We start from the raw sequence: 17,403 nt of genomic DNA on the forward strand, positions 1-17,403 counted from the left end.
TCCTAGTCGTTGTCGAAGATGTCGTTGCCGATGCGCCGAATAGGCGAACCCTCTTTGTCTGCGTCCGAAGCAGGTTCCCGCTGCATTTGCGGTCCCGAGATTTTTCCGACGGCAGGACGGCCCCAGGTCTCTTCCTGCTCCCTGACCTCCTTCACGCTCTGTTTCTTCTTGGCGTAGACCACGGGGGAGATGCGCAGTGCACTGAACAGCTCGTCGGACGGTTTCCATTCGCCTTCCGGCCGCGGTTCGCCCTTGACCGGGCTGTCGACCAGGTCGAAGACACGGTCCATTTTCCGCTCGAAACGCTGGTAGTCGTCATCAGTCAGTACCGGGTTGACCAGCCCGGCCTCGAGCCGCGCCATTTCGGCCTGCTCCTTTAGCCACGAGAACGTGTCGAGGAGAGTCTGGCGCGAGGCCTTCGCATTATCCTCATTGAACAGCTTCAGCCGCTCGGTCGCCGCAAGCCATTGCCAGATGCTCACCCCCTCGAGCTCGCGGAAGACGCATGGCACCTCGATCCAACCTTGTTCGCTCAGCACGGAGATGGCACCCAGGTTGTGGTTGTTGACGCGTCCGATGACCTGCGCCTTCTTTGACTTCCTTCTGATCTGCTGTAACTGCTTGCTCTGGAAATAGAGGCCGGCGACACGATAGCCTTTCTTGCTGATGACCCTCTCGACGTAGGTACCGAACAGATGGGTTCTCATGGCACCTGTGGGGCCGGGCTGAACGCCGTGATCCCTGGCAAGCTCGAGCCAACGATTAGCCGGTGTCGCGTTGTTCATTTCGGAGTGCTTGGCATTATGGTAGCCATCGACCGCCCAGCGGATGATGCATTCGGCAACCTGATCCGCCATGGCCGCGGCATGAGACTCGGCGTCGTAGTCGCCTTTTTCCGCCGATGAGCCCCAAGTTCTCCCGTCGAAGTAATTGAACATCTGCGTCGAGAAGGTCAGGAACCAGCGCTCGATGAATCCTCGCATTGAGGCCTCACCGGCAGGTGGCAAGAAGAGATCGACGCCTGCGTCGTTGACCGCGACGCGGAACGGCCGGTGGGCGAAGTAGACGGCGCTGTCCACCGCCAAGGTCTCCATAGTCCCGCCTTGTGCCCAGGACGAGGAACAACCGAGGCGGCGCGCAATGTCGGTCTTGTCGCGTGTCGCCATTTCCAGAGCGGTCATCGCGGATTTTTTCGAAGGCGGCTCTGCGCTGACATGGAGAGCGATGATGCACCTGGTCGCCACGCAGATCATGGCTGAGATCCAAAGCCTGGTTCTCCTGACCTTCTTCTGTTCGGCTTTCGGCAGCGTCTTCCAGATCCCGACTTTCACAAGAAGGGTCTGAAGGTCGATCTCGTGGTCGTCCAACTCGGCGCGTTCCAGCGCGCGGATGACATCGATGCCAGCATGCTCGGGCTGCCAATCCCGTCGTGCCGACTCCTTGCCGTCTCGTCCGAGCTCGCGCCACATGTCCGGGAGCGTGTTGTAGCGGTTCCTGAGGGTCTCTTCTACAGGAATGCGAAGTTGGTCATCTGGTCCACGAAGCCTGTTTGCCGCCTCCATCTTCTCCGTCATCGTCATGTGGATGGCAGCAAGGTTAGGCCTTGTCGTGGAGCACGCCTCCTTGATCGCTTCGTTCAGATAGTGAAATTCGTCCGGCGTGAAATGCTCGGGTCGGTCGCGTTTGTAGCTATTCTTCAGGCAGACTGGATCGAAGTCGTTCTCCCTCATGGTCTTGATCCACCCTTTGAGGGTCGAGGGTTTGGGTTCGAAGAGTGCCACCTTCGCCCTTGACCGATAGGTGGCGGTCGGTCGCCCTTGCGTGCGGAGCTGAAGGTCGCGCCATTGCTGTGCGATCGTCGGAACAAGCCGGAGCAGGGCTTCGCGCGACGTACTGACTGCCGGAGGTGCGGGCAGGCCGTCGATACGGGCCCGTCTACGGCGCTCCCGGTAGTCGGCCTCCAGTTGGAGATACTTCCGGACAAAGAACTCCTTTCGAATGACATCCTCCTGGTCCGCAGGGCGAAGCGAGCTGAGGCTGGCAGAACCTGTGAGACGCAGCTTGGCCTTCTTCTGCGAGTAGAAGCCGAACTCGACGGTCATCGGATTGGCAGGTCGTCCCAGGCATTGTTTGAGCTCGGCCTGCGTGAAACCGACGGTGGCATTAGTCTCGTCCATCCGCCGCAGGACTGCGCCGTTGATGTCGCAGGAGAGGACGGTGTACTCGATCCCCAGGTCGGTTACCTTGGCGTGTTCGGGAAGGCGGACCATTCCATGTGATACTGGAGCATGCTGAAGAGCGAGCGCAGTTCTAAGGTTTTCGGACATGTTCTGCCTTTCAATGATTGTGCTTGAAGCGAACGAACGGCGCATCGATGAGCTTGAGGTCCGGGCGCACTGGAAGAAGGATCTCGTCATGGACAAGACACCAGACAGCGTTCTCTGCTTTCGCCTTGTCGTTGAAGATCGAGGTCAGGCTGCCGAGGCACACCGTTCCGTGAAATTTCGACGCGTAGTTGCGGAGCCTGTCATTGTCATCGATGTCGGCGTGCCGCAGGGCACGCAGAATGCTTTTGCCGTTCCATCCGCGATCGTTGGTGATCTCCCTCTCGGTTAGGATGATCGCCTCATCGGCGTAACCGTCGAGCGAATGCCGGTTGATGCTGTCGATCGTGTACGGGAGGCCGTCCTTGTCGAGCAGCCAGGTCGGGCGAACGGCGACAACGATCCGGTTGCCGGAGTCCACCATTGTCGTTCGGTAGTCGATGGTATGCTTCTCCGTACCATCCTCCTGGATGACAGGGACCGCCGAGGGCTGGTCTTCGACGAGCGAGATTTGCCGGGAAGAGCAGAGCATGTAGGCGAGGTTCATCTCGTAGGTACTCGAGAACGTGATCGCCTTGCGCGTCTTCGGACTTGTGATGGTGCCTCGCGAGTGGCCTTTGGTTCGCGCCGGATACCAACGGCTCGGCGTCGGCTCCAAGGTCGGCTGCCAGACCTGTGGGAGGTCTACGAGACCCGCATAGTCGTCCTCGTCATCTCCATCGACCGTGAACGTATGGTATCGGCCGGAAAGAGGACCGTCGGCTTTTAGGAAGTTGGTCTCGGCCGGCAGCGGGAGGAGGGTGCGGTCGAATCCTCGTTCGAGTTCGCTGAGGTAGCGGATGACCTGGCGGATGCGCGTCATTATCGTTGGCCCTCCGGGAACCCATCAAGATGCTGCCCGCCGCAAGAGGCCACAGAGCCCGAACGGCCATGGATCTCATGAAGGAAAAACTTGAAGGGCAGGAGCCGGAGTTTTGCTTTGGGACGCTGCCTGTTCCGCGCGGCCAATGCCTGGCGGTAACCGCGATAAGCGGCTTTCGGAGTGCTGCCACCAAAGCCCCAGCGCGCTGATGCAAAAGCATGTGCGAAGTCGACTTCACGCGGGCTTAGAAGCGTTGGGTCGCGGCGAACAGTTCGCTGCGGGCGGCGGTAAAGAGGACCGTCCATAAAGATGGGATCTCGATTGCTCATGGTGTCTCCTTGTCAGGCATGTCAAAGGCACAGGTTTGCTGGCGCGGCGGCGAGCGTTCGCGCCGCGTTGGATGATTCAGAAATCAGATCGGGGACGGGGCTCAGGGAGGCCCGCGTGCTAGGCGTCGGGAACAGGTAAAGGTGTTCCTAGTCGACTGCAGGGACATGTGTTTTCTCAGCATCCGTCGTCCATCCCGCGAAGATACCAACGGTCCGTGCTTTCGAGAGCGGGCAACAGAATGCGCCGCTTCACGATCGGTAGGTCAGACCAACTGGGGGACGTTGGTTTCGGCGGCACATGGCGTAGCGCAAAGGGTTCGTAGAAGTAGCCGTCTGAATCGGTGCCCGGCCCGTCCCAGTCCAGATGGCGGCTGTGCGGCGCCGCCGAATTTCCTTCCCAGCCAAGCCCCAGCGCCATGATTTCCACGAGGTCGCCCGGCGGTACGAATTCGAGCTCGGTTGACGGGTATCCCGCTTCGGCACATGCGGTCTTGCCTGCCTGAAGCCGCATGATTTCACGAAGTACGGGTGGATCGAGGGTGTCTTCAAGCAGCGGCATCGGATATGAAGTCATAGTCAGTCCTTTCTGGATCTTAGGACGCACGGAGCCGATCCTCGAGCAGATGCCCGTCGGTGCCTTGGTCGCTATTCGAAGTCTCAGTTTTGGTTGAGGGAGCGCCCTCTAACGGGTACTGCAGGAAGTGGGCATGCCGTATTGCTGATCCTGATTGTCGGCATAGGTCCGCCATCCCCGGCCTTGTGGCCGTAGCGTGGCAGTTGCGTACTGGGGGTGGAATTAGATGATAGCCGTCAGGCTATTGCGCAGGATAGCAGGCGATAAGATCTTCCAACGCCCGTTAAGCACGTCGTAGATCCGATCCTGAGTTGATGTTGGATGCGAGCCATGCGCGTACTCCTAACGTTCACGGCATTCCACTTAGACTATAAATAGTAACCGCGCAGGTCCCCCTGTCGTATTTTTTTGTTTTGGGGGGTTTTCGCCAAGCATCGTCAACGACGACATAGCTTGCACGCGGTACCGATGTCGCTTGGAGTGAACGCCCTGTTTTGATCTGATCGCTGTCGGCAAACCTCGAAAAAGTCGGGTTTCAGCCTGAGCAGTAGGTTCAGGGATGCAGGATGAGCCTTACAGCTATTATGATCGTCTGCATGACGGTTCTTACCCCTTGGATGGTCATGCAATCTATACACATCAGCATGCTAGAGTCTACTTGATTTTAATAAAATTGTAGATGGCATGAGTGCGGAGTAGTTTGAGTATATTGTCAACATTTCTTGAAGTGGGAATCTGAATCCTTCGAAATGACTTTTGTGCATTGCAGGACCGCACAGCAGAATGCCCTGACGAGCCAGGGAGGACGCCATGGGTTACTACCGACAGATCATGCTTGACTTCAAGAACGAGTTCGGAGCGGAGATGAAGCGGCGGGGCCTCCGAATGCGTGGCGTGAAAGTCGGAGGTGACACGCTTGATTTCACACTTCTGGCCAGTGATGGCATGGGTCTTCCCATATCGATTACTGTCGACGGCCCTAAACGTTCTGGAAGGGCGTCCGCGACTTGGCACGAGGTCACGTATAGCTTCACGACCATGCCTGTCCACCAGGTCGGAACGAACGGCTGGCGGTTCTGGGGCTTCGACGATGAGACCATTTTCGAACGCGGATCTCGTGAACGCACCGCGAAAGGAATACTGCGGCAGATCAAGAGACTGCCGCTATGCCCAAAGGAGAGCAACCTTCCCAAGATAGCTGAAGGGGAGTTCTTCGCCATATCCTACGAGTCTGTCTGCATGACGACTAGGGATTTGCCGGGCGTGGAGATCATAGCAGCCCGCGACGAGGTCACGATGGAGGAGAGCTATTCCTTTACGGATGCAGACGACAACAGGTTCGAGTTGTTGTTCTCGGACGAAGACCCGTGGCCGGCCTATCTGACAGTAAACGAGGAGCTCGTCGCTACGATAGAATACGAAGACTACTCCGGTGTGTGGGATGCCATACTAGATCATCGCCGGCCACAGGGGGGTCTGAGGCACCTGTAGCCGTCAGGTTTGAAGAAGTCTGTTTTTGGCTACCGCGGCTCTCCTAGCCCGGTCACGAAGACGCCGCTCTACTTTCTTGATATATTCGAGCTCATAGGACGGAGTTTCTGGATCCGCTCGCAAGTTTCGAATCCCTGCGAGAGTGTAGGCATTCAGGTCTATAGCCGGCCTCGATTTCTTCACGCCGATCTCGCTCAAAGGCATCGGTGGGTGCTCGAGAAGCGACAGCAGGTCGATCTGCTCTCCTGTCAGCGCGGATCGGATCGCAGCCGCGACGGCCGTAGCGGCGCGAGGCGGGAAAGCGTTCCCCAACTGGGTGAACTTCGACCTTAAGTCTCCGGTAATCTCCCACTGGTCAGGAAATCCTTGAAGACGCTTCGCGACCTCAGGAGTAAAGCGGGGCAGAGCTCCGGCGGCTGTTTCCTCCGGAGTCGGCTGTATTTCATGCTGCTCCCTGGTGTCTATTCCACACGCGGCCCACTGCTTCTTGATTCTATTACGAGCGTTCCACGGTGATCCGGTCACCGTGGGGGCAAGCTTCTTCCCATGGACGTCGAGCCATGCGTCTGCCCAGCTATCGTAGGGTGTCGTCGCTTGGCCGGCACCCGACCTGTAGGGAAACAGAATGTCGCCGAGAGCATCACCCATGGTAACCTCCAGGGGCTTGTCAAGAACTGGCATTTGAAACGCTCGCGCTGCTGCGCTGCTACGGAATCCTACCATGACGACGCGCTGGCGCTTCTGAGGAACACCGAACCGAGCCGCATCGATGGTATGTAGCTGAACGTCGTAGCCGCTCGCCTTGAAACGTCTGAACAAGGATGCCCTGTATGCTCCGAAACGGACACCCGTAAAACCAGTCACGTTCTCGAAGAAGAATGCCCGAGGACGGGCCGCCCGAACAACTTCGACCGCCTTGTCGAACAGGTTTCGTCCGTCGTCAGGCCCGTTCATGTCGCCGGACTGTGAAAAGGGCTGGCAAGGTAGGCCGCCTGCCACGAGATCGATTCCGCGAGACGACGCAAACCGGGCGATCGGTATTCCTTTTATGTTCTTCGTCGTGACTGGCCAGTTCCAGTTCTTCCGAAGAGTCGCGGCAGCGTTCCTGTTGTTTTCGTAGAGCATGGTCGGAACGAACCCTGCCGCGTGGAGACCGATGGCCTGACCGCCGGCGCCCGCGCAGAGTTCAAGAACCCGAAGCTCCATATCACTGCGTTCTCTCTCCGTCACCTCGAACCCGGCACGCGCAATATGAAACAACGCGTCGCGGAGATCGGTGCGCCAAGGATAACCGAGCTCGAACGACATGCCTCCACGATCGGCGAAACGTCCGGCGGCGAAGCGCTTCAAGGATTCGTAGGCTCGGGCGAGAGCTCGTCGATTACTTAACTGTCCGGCACGTTTCCACATTTCCGGCGCGGCATGGTCAGTTCCGTAGATGCGCTCGAATTCGCCGAGCAGGCCTTTGGCTTGTGTCCGGATAACATCAAACGAGGTGCGGAACCGCATGCTAACTCTACTAAAATCGACAACCTCGTCGTCCGCCATAGGGGGATCTGGCATATCTCTCTCAACGAACTCGTCAATCAAGATGATAAGGTCAGAGACCAGATCGCCCAGAGCTTCGATCTGACGGGGAGCGGTAGCTCTTGCAGCGCACCGAAGCGACGCTAGGCGACGTCGATCGGCCGAATCGTCCAGGGATAGCTCTGCTTTGCGCGCGCGCCGCTCGATGGATCGGATGTCAACTGCTGTAACAATATGTCCGAGATTGATGCGCATCAGGGCAAGTTGGCGCGTCTGTGGCGAGGCCCCCGCCAGTGCATTCATCGCAGACACCGACGTCGCTGTGCGTTTGAGTGCGTCCCCATGGTCACGAGCGAGTTCTACAAGATCGAAGATCCCTTGGACGTCCTCGCATGGAACAAGGCATTCGATCGACAAGAAGCTGCGTACGTCGTCTTCGGGAAGGACAGCCCGTAGCTCGCTCGCGATGCTCACCAAATTGAGATGGCTGGTCGTGATCGCAGTTTGCTCTGCTCGGATCGCCTTTCTCAGCGCGGCTGTGCGCTCGTCTATCTCAGCGGTGGCGGCCTTCATATCAGACAGTGCTCCGTGTGCCTGCGACGGCTCATACACCGCAGCGAATTGCTGTCCCAAAAAGGAAACGGCTAAAATTGAATCCTTCGTTTTTTTCACCAGCACCCGAAGCTACCATGTGGCCGCATCAGAATGGATCGGCATCAACCCCGAGGAAGCGGCCAGATCCAGCACGCGATAACATGAAGGCCGGATCACCCGATGGGGACAGGCCAGTGCCTTCGTCACAAGGGACCGATCAATCATCAAGCGTTTCCGAGGTACAAATACTCTGCAAGACGTGCTGCGACCTTCTGCCGGCCTAACCCGCTTCTCATACCCGCAAAAGCCTCTAAGCCGGATTGGAACATCATTGTAGCAAAATTCTAACCTCGACATTATACACACTTGACGTCCGTTCGGATGTTCACTATTCGTTCACGATGACCCAGTCTCTCCGAATACCCCAGACGAAATGACCTCGAAGCCGCCTTTCAGGCGGCACCGATCATTATGTGTGAGGTATTCGTCATGAGCAGATCGCATTCAATGTCGTTGGGCGCACTCGAACTCGCTCACGAGCGAACGTCGGCCTTGGTCTTTCATCCCACAGCGACCGTCCGAAACGACGGCCAGCCTCGTTTTCGAACCCAGGCTTCGCGTGATTATGCATGCCTTCTCGATTTCGATGATGATGTGGCTTCCTGGATTTGCACTCCCGCCGAGCTGCCGACGCCGCAGGGCTTCCATGTTCCCGATTTCCTGGTCTGCTACGAGGACGGTCGTGGATGCTTTGTCGATGTCTCCGACAACGATCTTACGCATGTGACAGCCGCCGCTTCAGCATTGAACTTGAATCACCAGACGGTTTCCCCTGCCTCTTTCGGGACCAGCAATCGTCTTCGTAACGCGCGCGATCTCCTGCGATACGGACGACACCGTGCGCCACTCGGCGATCGAGTACGAGTTCTCGCCGCGCTCGAGGAGTGCGGCTCGATGACCGTGGCAGAGGCGTTTTCGATTTTCCGGGAGATCCAGCCGATGCCTGGCATCGCATCGCTCGTCCTCGGCCGGCACATCTCGATCGACATGGACGACGATCTCATCGGAGCGCGAACGACGTTGCGAGCGTTTGAGCGGAGAGCCTCGCTATGAGATGGCGCGACTTTCATCCGACGCTGAAAGACTACGTCTACATCTTTCTGATGCGGGAGGCGGCACGGAGGGCCGGACTTCTAGGCGAGCGTCGACATCGCACGACCGTATTCAGCCTGCACCCGGAACTTTCACTGGATCACGTTTCTACGGCTCTGGAGCGAGTCGTCCTTGCCGAGGATCGGTTCAATGTCGCCAGCGTCGACGACGGACCGCGCGGCACCGTTGACTATCTGAAAGTGCGAACAAAGCTCTTCGAGGACAAGTCGCTCGTGGTGGTTCTCCGGTCTGACAGTGAGCTACCGTCTTTTCTATTGGCCGCCGCCGATAACGTCGTGCCGGTCGGCATGATTTCCGCGCGGCATCTGTCTGCGGCCTTGAGGGCAAGGAACGGTTTCGCGACGACGGCTCACGAGGCCGAGGACCTCCTTTCCTTTCCAGCAGACGACATGTTCGCTGCGCTTCGTCCGGGAAGGTCTCCAGAAGCCGCTCTGGCGAAATTGGCTGCAGTTAGAGCGTCCACGATCCCGGAGGTTGCGGATCCCGCGGTGCTCCATCTCGAAGACCTGTACGGATATGGCGACGCGAAGACGTGGGGGCTCGACCTTGCGGAAGACATCGAAGCCTGGCGGTCGAGACGGATCAGGTGGAGCGACATCGATACGGGAATGCTGCTCAGCGGTCCGCCGGGAACCGGAAAGACTTTGTTCGCGTCTGCATTGTCCACCACCTGCAAGGCGCATTACCTGCCGACATCGCTCGCTCAATGGCAGTCCAAAGGACATCTTGGTGATCTATTGAAGGCTATGCGCGCGGATTTCAAAACGGCGGCCAAGAATGCGCCCTGCGTCATGCTCATCGACGAGTTCGACTCCATCGGAGACCGGTCCAAATTCGATAGTCGTCATGCCCACTATTCGACCGAGGTCGTAAACGCCTTGCTCGAATGCATCGACGGATCGAGCCGTCTGGAGGGTGTCGTCGTCATCGGAGCCTGCAACGACCCTTCCAGGATCGATCCTGCGCTGCTCAGGGCAGGGCGCCTGAGCTCCCAGTTTGTTATCGGCTTACCGTCCCGAGACGAGCGCATCGGAATTCTCAAGACGTTCGTCGGCACAGCGCTACGGAAGTCCACCATTGGGGAGATCGCCAAGTTGACCAAGGGGTTCACCGGAGCTGACCTTTCTCGGCTTGTCAGGGTGGCCCACAGATCTGCACGCAAGCGGGGAAAGCCTGTCTCTGCCCGAGACTTTCTTTCAGAGCTATCCGTTCCTATCCCTATCGAGGGAGCTCATCGGCGAGTGATCTGCATCCATGAGGCCGGGCATGCGATTGTAGGAAGCATCCTCAAGGTCGGCTATCTTGAAGCCGTCGTTGTTGCCTCGACGTACAACCCGGCAGTTTCGGGACCAAGAGGAACGACGAAATTTCTCAGGGTGGGAGGCGGCTTCATGAGTAGACAGTGCTATCTCGACCAGATCGCAATGCTATTGGGCGGAATGGCCGCTGAAGAAATCCTCCTCGGGAACGTGTCGAACGGCAGTGGCGGAGGTCAGGGGTCAGACTTACAAAGCGCGGCGGATCTCGCTACTCTGATGGAGACCCAGTTGGGGATGGGAGAGGCGCTTGGCCACCTTGCCGCAGCCACGTCTGAAGACCTCGACATCTTGCGGCGGTCAAACCCCATCATCTTGGGCAGGGTCGAGCGGCTCCTGGCGGAACAGATGGAGCGCGCGAAGGCTATCTTGAATGGGAACCGATTGGCGTTGGAGCAGATTACGAGCGAGGCGGATGTCCGAGGCAGGATCAGCGGATCAAGGGTCAACGAACTCATCATTAACCCTGTCATCTAATGCGGTGAGGACCTACATTTCGAACGCGTTTCTATGGAAAACCCCCGCCACCTGAGGAGCAACGCGGAATCCCGACCTGTTTCTCAGCGGCATCTGCCTCGCGCGAGTAATACCGACGACCAACGAGCCGTCTGACTAAAGAGTGTAACCCCCTGTTCCCAATATCGGTGCGCTTGCATCTACATTGTCGGCAGCGATCCAGCCCACGGATCCGGCCTGTTGGCATCAAAAACGGGAAGCGATGATGGGTACACAGGCGGAACATGCCACGTGCTTTCGTACGGGTGGTACAGGCCCGGTAAGGGAAAAATTTGATCAATCAACAGAAAGTCCCGGACGTTTTCTGTGAGGATCGGGGTCTTATGCGCGATCGCGACGGCGGCGATCATCAGGTCGTGGCCGAGACGGGTCCGTTTTGACTTTCCGTCGGAAGTCCACATGTTCTTCAGGCAGGGGGTGGTGGTCATCCTCGCGTACATATCGGCAGCCTCGAAATCCATTGGGAGGATGGCGAAATCGGTTGACCTGATCCTTCCCACCCACGCCAAGATCTCCCTTGCTTTGGCCGGATTGTATGGCATGAGCAGATGGGCTCCCCGCAGGAGTTCTGCTATGACAGGGTAGCAGATCGCAAGATGCGGCGTGCCGATTTCAAGAAGCCAGGGCAGCAGGCCGGGTTTTGGCTTCGCGTAACCCATGTGGCTGACGATGTTCGTATCGATGAGAAAGATATCACGCACTGGCAGATTCCTGTGTGTGGCGTAGTAATTCTGATGAACCGGCAAGGCTGTCCGCTATCCTAGGGCATATTGCCAGAACTGTTCGGAGGCACAAAGATGACGCGAGCTGCAGAATGGAAGCGCGGCGAACTGAGGGGCCGCCTCGATGAGCTGTTGAATGCGGCAGAACGTGAAGGCCCGCAGACGGTCGTTGATGCCAACGGCACCTTCGAGGTCATCTTCACGGCGAAGAAGCAATCGCTTGAGGAACTATTTTCAGAGCCTGGCACAATCTCTGAAGACAGCCCGGTAGAGTGAAACTGTCGGATCTCGCGGATAAAAACGTAGCCGGTGATAGAGAGTTCAACAAGGGGCTTCCGATATTTTTATGAATGTCGGAATGTGCATCTCGCTGCGTGACGAACCGCTCAGCTCAGACGCTCGCCCTTTTGAACGAACGTAGCCCCATTTCGTTCGGGGTCAATTACTCACAGGAATATCGAATATGCAGGAACGTCAGGCCTTGGCATCCTTCGCCGCGCTCTCGCAAGGCACGCGCCTCAACATCGTTCGTGTTCTGGTGGTCGCCGGGCCCGGCGGAATGGCTGCGGGAGCCGTTGCCGAAAGGGTCGGAGTTTCGGCTTCGAACGTTTCATTCCATCTGAAGGAGCTGGAGAGTGCCGGCTTGGTCAGTCAGAGACGGGAGTCGCGATCGATGGTCTATAGCGCCAACCGCGTAAGTCTGAGCGAGCTTGTCCGGTTCTTGCTGGACGACTGCTGTGCCGGTCAGTTGCAACTTCTGCCGCTTAGCGCAGAGGCGGGTGCCGTGGAGGCGGAGCGGATTAGTGCGAAGTCTCGGGCGAAACGAGCCTGAATCTTTGCGAATCCTTTGCCGCTAAACGCCAGCCTTCTGGTCGTGACGCGGATACTCGATGTGCCGCTGGCCTTTAGTCATGGATTCGAAGCGTAGGACTCAGCGGCGGCGCACGCGGAATGACAGATAGCTAATGCTCGCACTTATCTGTCAAATGACTGCTGCAATGTACTGCAAGCGGTACGTGCGAGCAATGAGAACAGGCGATCCGAGGCGTGACGATGAGATCGGCTTATTAGCACCCGCGCACGGTCGTTTCATGCGCTCAGGGGACTCCCCGACCTGCCTTTTGCTGTCAGACCCTCATTGTACAAGAATCCATCGCCGCGCATCGAGCTATAAGACACGCTCCGCGACCCTTGGAGAACCTTCCCCGTCTTGTTCGAGGTCACGCATCATGCCGTTCAGGTTCAGTCGCTTTGCAACTTGCCAAGGCTGTCCGATCTGTTCATCCGCGATAATCGGTCGATGAAGCACCGCGTTGTAGTCTACACCGACCCCTTCGAGTGCGGCGAGTACGGAAAGTCCCACGATTATGCCAAGGGGCGGCGGGACAGCGTTTCCGATCTGCCTGGCCTGAGCGACTTTGCCACCTGAGAATTTCCAACGGTCCGGGAATCCCTGCAGCCGAGCACGCATGGCATTCGTCATCTTCGGAAGGAACCCCGGCCCGCCCGCGAAGGCTTCCTCTTCCGTCGGACCGGACAGCGGGATCCCAGCCGGATCTATCCCGACTTGAGCCCATGTATTCGTTACGCTGTCGTACGAAGACGATGCGTGGCACACCACGGTTGGAGACGGTCGGTCATCGAATTGCTCGCTCCAAGCCGCCGCTCCAGACCAGCCATTGGCGCTCATCAGATCGGCAAGTGCGGCGCCGATGGAGGATTGGTGGCTTGTCTTCCTCGGCGGGCGTCGATATCGGTTCAATTCGCCTCGAGCCATGCCAACAAGGAAGATTCTGTTGCGTGATTGGGGAACGCCGAAATCTTCTGCGTTGAGGATGAATGCATCAGTTTCATATCCCGCAGCTTCGAAGCCATGCAGCAGTTCCGCCCTGTAGGATGAAAACACCGGAGCATTGAATCCTCGCACGTTCTCAAAGATGAAGGCTCGCGGCTTCACCTGCTTCAGGATACGGACACCGTCCCGGAAGAGATCGATCTTGTCCTCCGGCCCCCGCATGCTCCCCTGAACCGAATAGGGCTGGCAGGGCATGCCACCTGCAAGAAGATCCACACGTCCTTCGAACTCGCAGAAATCGCGGCGGATGTCCTCCTCGTAGACGGGGGAGCCCGGCAGGTTATGTCTCAGCGTCGCCGCCGCGTGCTTGTCCTTCTCGAACAATGCCAGATGTTGGAAGCCTGCGGCCTGCAATCCTAGCGCCAGCCCGCCCGCACCCGCGCAAAGCTCGAGCGCTTTCAGCGCGGTTGCCTTCTTGTAGGGAGCGGCAATCACGGGCTTTCGCTGGATAGCTGTTCTGGGTTGGATGTTCTTGTCGGCCAGCAGTTCGATCAGGGCATTCAGGATGTCGTAGGTGTAGAAAGCGTTCTTACTCTCATCAAAGGCGAAGCCGCCATCACTGCCGAACTTGGCCTGGGCGAAGCGGTTCAAGCCGTGCCACGCTTTGGATACGACCACATGCGGGTGGTTCGGGTCCGCGACCTTAAACTCCGCCTCGCTGAGATAGTGGTCATATCCGTAGACGACTTCGAAGGATTGTCTGAGCGGTGTCGCGGTGTCGCAGATTTTCTCGACGGCTTCTTTGTACGAGGGGTTGGACGGATCCGGCTGCCAGTCCTCATCCGGCAGCGGCATGTGGCGCGCGATGAAGGTGTCCACTTCGTCGATCAGGCCTGACAAGCTCGCTTCGAATCCTGCTTTGAGACGCATGAGGTTTGCGCCCGCCAGCTTGGCGACGTCTGCGCGTCGTTTGGCTAGAGCAAGATCTTGGCTTGCGTATCGATCTTGACGTATGCGCCTCGCGATTGCGGTGACGTCCCGCGCGTCGAGGGTAGAACCCGACGCGATCAGGGCGACAGCCTCCCGGCGCGCGTCGTCGTCCGCAGCGGTCAGGGCCTTCGCAAGAGGGTACGTTATGTTCGCCTTTTGAAGGACATTCATATGTTCCCTGAGCTTTTCGTCGAACTTGAGATATGTCGCAAGCTCACTTGAGGGGAGGCGGCATTCGGTACGCAGGAACGCACGGATCTTGCGCGGCTTCACGTGCCTCGACAGCTCTCCCACCTGCCTCGCGGTTTCGAGGATAAGCGCGCTCATCTTCTTCCGCAGATCAAGAAGATCGCTCTTCGCGTTGCCTAGGATTACCGATTCACCGTTCATGTAGGCCCCACAGGATTTGTTCCGCGAATCCTGTTACCGGTTAGCCTGCTTCTGTCTTGGTAAGAGAAAAGCTAAAATGCTGCAGAGTCGGATGTTTGTCGTCGGGGCGGAAGCGAGCAGGGCTGCCAGCGTTATCCACCGGGGGATACGAACGTTCCAATCTCGGAAATTGCTGAGCGTCTTGCCCGAATCCTGACACGGGACTAACACTCGATGCAAGTGGCAATTCAACTTGGGATGGTTCTGAAAGGTTTACATGGGTTTCTTTACTGACGACGAGCTCGCATCCCTGCGCATCGAAAACATGATTCTCCATGTGGTCAGTGAAGAAGGCTTCCAGCCGCAGCGCTCACGTCCGGTTGAGCATGCCGAATTCTTCCTCGATCGCATTAAAGATACCGACGCATCCGCCATTTTCGAGTTCGATCCGTCGTCCAACACGAAACGCATAGTCGAAAGCATCTCGACCGGCGGGCATACCTTTGAGAGCGGTGCCCAAGAGCTCTCGCAGGACTTCGCGCGCTTCCATGGCAGCACGAGCAAGCCAGGCGCCTTCTTCGTGTTCGAGCTTCGTACGGCTCAACCGGAGGTCAGGTTTTTCAGCTTCATCAAATACGACTATCAGCAGGTCATCGAGCAATCGGCTGGCGAGAACGGCGATCTGCTGCGTCTCATCCTCCAAGCTTTCGTCGCGCAGAAGAAGGCCATCCAGAAATCCGCGATCATCCGTGTTCTGGAAGGCACAGCCTTGTCGTCGCTCTCGGCGACTGACCGCATCATGCCCGGCCTGGAAATAGCGGACTACTTTGCGAAATTCCTGCATGTGAAGCGGGTCCGTTCGGACGAGGAGCTGACCCGGAAAGTGCGGGATATCCTTCGTGTTACATTGACGGAGATCCGTGACTCCCTGCCGACGGGAGGCGTACCTCAAGCTTTCCGGCGTGCGCAGGCTTCTCTGCGTGACCGTGGCACCGTGAACAGCACGAGTATTTCGGAGGCGATCATCGCTGCCTCGGATGCGGTAGGCAACAAGACGCTGACGGAGGACGTAACGAAAAGAGTAGCCCGCAAGCTTCGGTCAGCCAACCTCGATGGCTTGGAGTTTCCGCCTGACAGGACCGTGCTGCAGAGGCCTGCTCTGCGGCGTGTCAAAACGACCGAGGGCGTGATCGTGCTGTATCCTGACGATCTAGACAGAAGCTTCGTAGAACGGCGGCCGCAGGCTGACGGTGGCGAGATCATCACAATCAGAACAACAATGGCGACGGAGGACGATGTTGTCCGCGAGGGATCTAGGACGACACATTGACGATCTGCACTGTCGCGGAGCAAACCTCCTCGAAGGACCGCAGTCGGTCGCTGTCTCGAACCTTGGCGCGGAACAAGCGCGGGGGCTTGCCTCTGTCTGCCGTTCGGGAGCGTTCACGTGCTCGATAGCCGACGAAGCCGGCACGAGATGGGATGAAGACGATGTCGATGAGGGATTCGCCCCGTTCAGACTGGTCATCGGCAAACCGACGAATGAGAATGGCATTCTCTGCGTGCTGACCGAGCACGGATTTCGAACGATGCTGGCGGAGCCAGACCATGTTGAATCCTGTTGGTGGGTAGCTGGCTTGCAAGTACCCATCCGGACCTGGAGCACGCTTTTCCTGCCATGGGGAGAAAGCCTGCCCACGCTTGATCCGATCCCTACGAAGAACCCGCGTTACTTCGTCCGTGAGTACTCGGCCGAGCGGTCGGCACCTAACAGCGTTGGGAGATGGTTGCTGCGTGACCCGGAACGTGATCTCGGCGTTTCCGACGCGTGCCGTGATAGATGGGCTGAGGTCGCTTCCGACGCACTGACCCTGTGTCTGCCCAACGAGATCGATCCTGAAAGCGGCGCGTTGAAGTTCCGTGGTCCTTCCCGCCTCGTTCTGGAGAGGCCATCCTCGGAGCAGATGGCCGAGTTCGTCACAGGCCGAGGTTTCCTGCTTCTGCAGAATGCTATCGCCTGGGTGTTCGAGAACGAGAGGGAGACGGAAACGAGACATACCCTTCTTGCCGCCGAACTCGCGAGATCCGCCGCGCTGAACAGGTCGACGACAGCCGTCCTCGAGGAGAACTTATATTCTGCGCTTGAAGGTGCGCGTATCGCCTACGAGATGCATCTCATGTCGGTCGGAAACGACACGCTGAAGGCGCTTGCGGATCTTAGAAAGGCGGTCACCGAGGAAATCGGCAAAACGACCGAAGCCACACGTCAGACATCGGCAGCGGTCGCAAGCGCGCTTGCTGTCGGTCTCGGCCTGCTGGCGGCAAAGACGACAGCGACGGTCAGTCCGGGACTAGTCATGGCATTGATGTGCGTGGCCGTCGTCTATGTCCTGATGGTCGCCGTGTCCGGAGGTCTTCACGTCTTCTTTCAGCGGAAGGCCAGGCGGAGCTGGCAGGAGCGCCTCTACAGATTTCTTCCGAAGATCGAGTACAAACAGCTTGTCACAGATCCGATCACAAGTTCCGAATGGGTCTTCTACCTCATATGCGCCTTGGGAGGGGGATCGGTGCTCGTGCTCGCCTTTATCGTGATATTTCAGACACCGATGCCGTCTCCGTAGGCGCTCGTTGGAAAAGATGAGTTTCTCATCGGATCGTGCGAGACGGACGGCACGATCCATGGATTGCTCCTGAGTTTAGCAGCACGGCTGAGGGTCGTCGCCTCTTTCCGTATATCGAGTTCGCTCGCCGCGTCATCTTGCCTTTTGGAACTGTGCGCGCTGATGCGCAGTTGCAGTGCCGTCTATCCAGTCTCGGTCAT

At 58.0% G+C, this 17,403-nt stretch carries 13 protein-coding genes; 7 read left to right on the forward strand and 6 right to left on the reverse strand.

Annotated features, from left to right (window positions below; genetic code table 11):
* Nucleotides 1–2: 2 nt before the first annotated feature.
* From LRX75_RS15585 to LRX75_RS15595, 3 genes are all read right to left on the reverse strand, one after another.
* On the reverse strand, nucleotides 3–2,270 hold the full coding sequence (locus LRX75_RS15585; protein WP_231815660.1) for a hypothetical protein: 2,268 nt from the start codon (nucleotides 2,268–2,270) through the stop codon (nucleotides 3–5).
* Between the two features lie 67 nt (nucleotides 2,271–2,337).
* Complete coding sequence (locus LRX75_RS15590; RefSeq protein WP_231815661.1) at nucleotides 2,338–3,186, reverse strand: hypothetical protein; 849 nt, start codon at nucleotides 3,184–3,186, stop codon at nucleotides 2,338–2,340.
* Between the two features lie 504 nt (nucleotides 3,187–3,690).
* The gene (locus tag LRX75_RS15595; protein WP_231815662.1) at nucleotides 3,691–4,089 is read right to left on the reverse strand and encodes a hypothetical protein; all 399 of its coding nucleotides are present in this window, start codon (nucleotides 4,087–4,089) and stop codon (nucleotides 3,691–3,693) included.
* An 810-nt stretch (nucleotides 4,090–4,899) separates the two neighbouring features.
* On the opposite strand from LRX75_RS15595, the gene LRX75_RS15600 reads away from it, so the two are divergent.
* A complete protein-coding gene (locus tag LRX75_RS15600; protein ID WP_231815663.1) occupies nucleotides 4,900–5,580 on the forward strand; it encodes a hypothetical protein in 681 nt (226 codons plus the stop codon).
* A 3-nt stretch (nucleotides 5,581–5,583) separates the two neighbouring features.
* Here the strand turns inward: LRX75_RS15600 and LRX75_RS15605 are convergent, their stop codons facing one another.
* Nucleotides 5,584–7,785, reverse strand: a complete 2,202-nt coding sequence (locus LRX75_RS15605; protein WP_231815664.1) for a DNA cytosine methyltransferase — start codon at nucleotides 7,783–7,785, stop codon at nucleotides 5,584–5,586.
* Nucleotides 7,786–8,190: 405 nt separating this feature from the next.
* Here LRX75_RS15605 and LRX75_RS15610 point away from each other — a divergent pair, with 405 nt between their 5' ends.
* Nucleotides 8,191–8,814 carry a hypothetical protein gene (locus LRX75_RS15610; RefSeq protein WP_231815665.1) on the forward strand — a complete coding sequence of 208 codons (624 nt, stop codon included), beginning with the start codon at nucleotides 8,191–8,193 and terminating at the stop codon, nucleotides 8,812–8,814.
* Nucleotides 8,811–10,667, forward strand: coding sequence for an AAA family ATPase (locus LRX75_RS15615; RefSeq protein ID WP_231815666.1), 1,857 nt, complete (start codon nucleotides 8,811–8,813; stop codon nucleotides 10,665–10,667). Before LRX75_RS15610 ends, LRX75_RS15615 begins: the two co-directional genes overlap by 4 nt.
* Nucleotides 10,668–10,846: 179 nt before the next feature.
* Here the strand turns inward: LRX75_RS15615 and LRX75_RS15620 are convergent, their stop codons facing one another.
* Nucleotides 10,847–11,407, reverse strand: coding sequence for a PIN domain-containing protein (locus LRX75_RS15620; RefSeq protein WP_231815667.1), 561 nt, complete (start codon nucleotides 11,405–11,407; stop codon nucleotides 10,847–10,849).
* Between the two features lie 96 nt (nucleotides 11,408–11,503).
* Between LRX75_RS15620 and LRX75_RS15625 the strand changes: the two genes are divergently transcribed.
* A complete protein-coding gene (locus LRX75_RS15625) occupies nucleotides 11,504–11,704 on the forward strand; it encodes a hypothetical protein (protein ID WP_231815668.1) in 201 nt (66 codons plus the stop codon).
* Between the two features lie 187 nt (nucleotides 11,705–11,891).
* Complete coding sequence (locus LRX75_RS15630) at nucleotides 11,892–12,260, forward strand: ArsR/SmtB family transcription factor (RefSeq protein ID WP_231815669.1); 369 nt, start codon at nucleotides 11,892–11,894, stop codon at nucleotides 12,258–12,260.
* A gap of 336 nt (nucleotides 12,261–12,596) precedes the next feature.
* Here the strand turns inward: LRX75_RS15630 and LRX75_RS15635 are convergent, their stop codons facing one another.
* A complete protein-coding gene (locus LRX75_RS15635; RefSeq protein WP_231815670.1) occupies nucleotides 12,597–14,603 on the reverse strand; it encodes a DNA cytosine methyltransferase in 2,007 nt (668 codons plus the stop codon).
* A gap of 256 nt (nucleotides 14,604–14,859) precedes the next feature.
* Between LRX75_RS15635 and LRX75_RS15640 the strand changes: the two genes are divergently transcribed.
* Nucleotides 14,860–15,912 carry a nucleoid-associated protein gene (locus LRX75_RS15640; RefSeq protein WP_231815671.1) on the forward strand — a complete coding sequence of 351 codons (1,053 nt, stop codon included), beginning with the start codon at nucleotides 14,860–14,862 and terminating at the stop codon, nucleotides 15,910–15,912.
* Nucleotides 15,878–17,203: a hypothetical protein gene (locus LRX75_RS15645; protein WP_231815672.1), complete on the forward strand. Its 1,326-nt coding sequence runs from the start codon at nucleotides 15,878–15,880 to the stop codon at nucleotides 17,201–17,203. The genes LRX75_RS15640 and LRX75_RS15645 overlap by 35 nt, the downstream gene beginning before the upstream one ends.
* The last annotated feature ends 200 nt before the right edge of the window (nucleotides 17,204–17,403 follow it).

The sequence above is a fragment of the Rhizobium quercicola genome (assembly GCF_021168455.1).
GTDB lineage: Bacteria > Pseudomonadota > Alphaproteobacteria > Rhizobiales > Rhizobiaceae > Ferranicluibacter > Ferranicluibacter quercicola.

Bases quoted from the DNA above. Each gene is read 5' to 3' on its own strand.
- LRX75_RS15585 (WP_231815660.1), bottom strand. From the start codon at position 2,270: ATGGTCCGCCTTCCCGAACACGCCAAGGTAACCGACCTGGGGATCGAG.
- LRX75_RS15590 (WP_231815661.1), bottom strand. From the start codon at position 3,186: ATGACGCGCATCCGCCAGGTCATCCGCTACCTCAGCGAACTCGAACGA.
- LRX75_RS15595 (WP_231815662.1), bottom strand. From the start codon at position 4,089: ATGACTTCATATCCGATGCCGCTGCTTGAAGACACCCTCGATCCACCC.
- LRX75_RS15600 (WP_231815663.1), top strand. From the start codon at position 4,900: ATGGGTTACTACCGACAGATCATGCTTGACTTCAAGAACGAGTTCGGA.
- LRX75_RS15610 (WP_231815665.1), top strand. From the start codon at position 8,191: ATGAGCAGATCGCATTCAATGTCGTTGGGCGCACTCGAACTCGCTCAC.
- LRX75_RS15615 (WP_231815666.1), top strand. From the start codon at position 8,811: ATGAGATGGCGCGACTTTCATCCGACGCTGAAAGACTACGTCTACATC.
- LRX75_RS15625 (WP_231815668.1), top strand. From the start codon at position 11,504: ATGACGCGAGCTGCAGAATGGAAGCGCGGCGAACTGAGGGGCCGCCTC.
- LRX75_RS15630 (WP_231815669.1), top strand. From the start codon at position 11,892: ATGCAGGAACGTCAGGCCTTGGCATCCTTCGCCGCGCTCTCGCAAGGC.
- LRX75_RS15635 (WP_231815670.1), bottom strand. From the start codon at position 14,603: ATGAACGGTGAATCGGTAATCCTAGGCAACGCGAAGAGCGATCTTCTT.
- LRX75_RS15640 (WP_231815671.1), top strand. From the start codon at position 14,860: ATGGGTTTCTTTACTGACGACGAGCTCGCATCCCTGCGCATCGAAAAC.
- LRX75_RS15645 (WP_231815672.1), top strand. From the start codon at position 15,878: ATGTTGTCCGCGAGGGATCTAGGACGACACATTGACGATCTGCACTGT.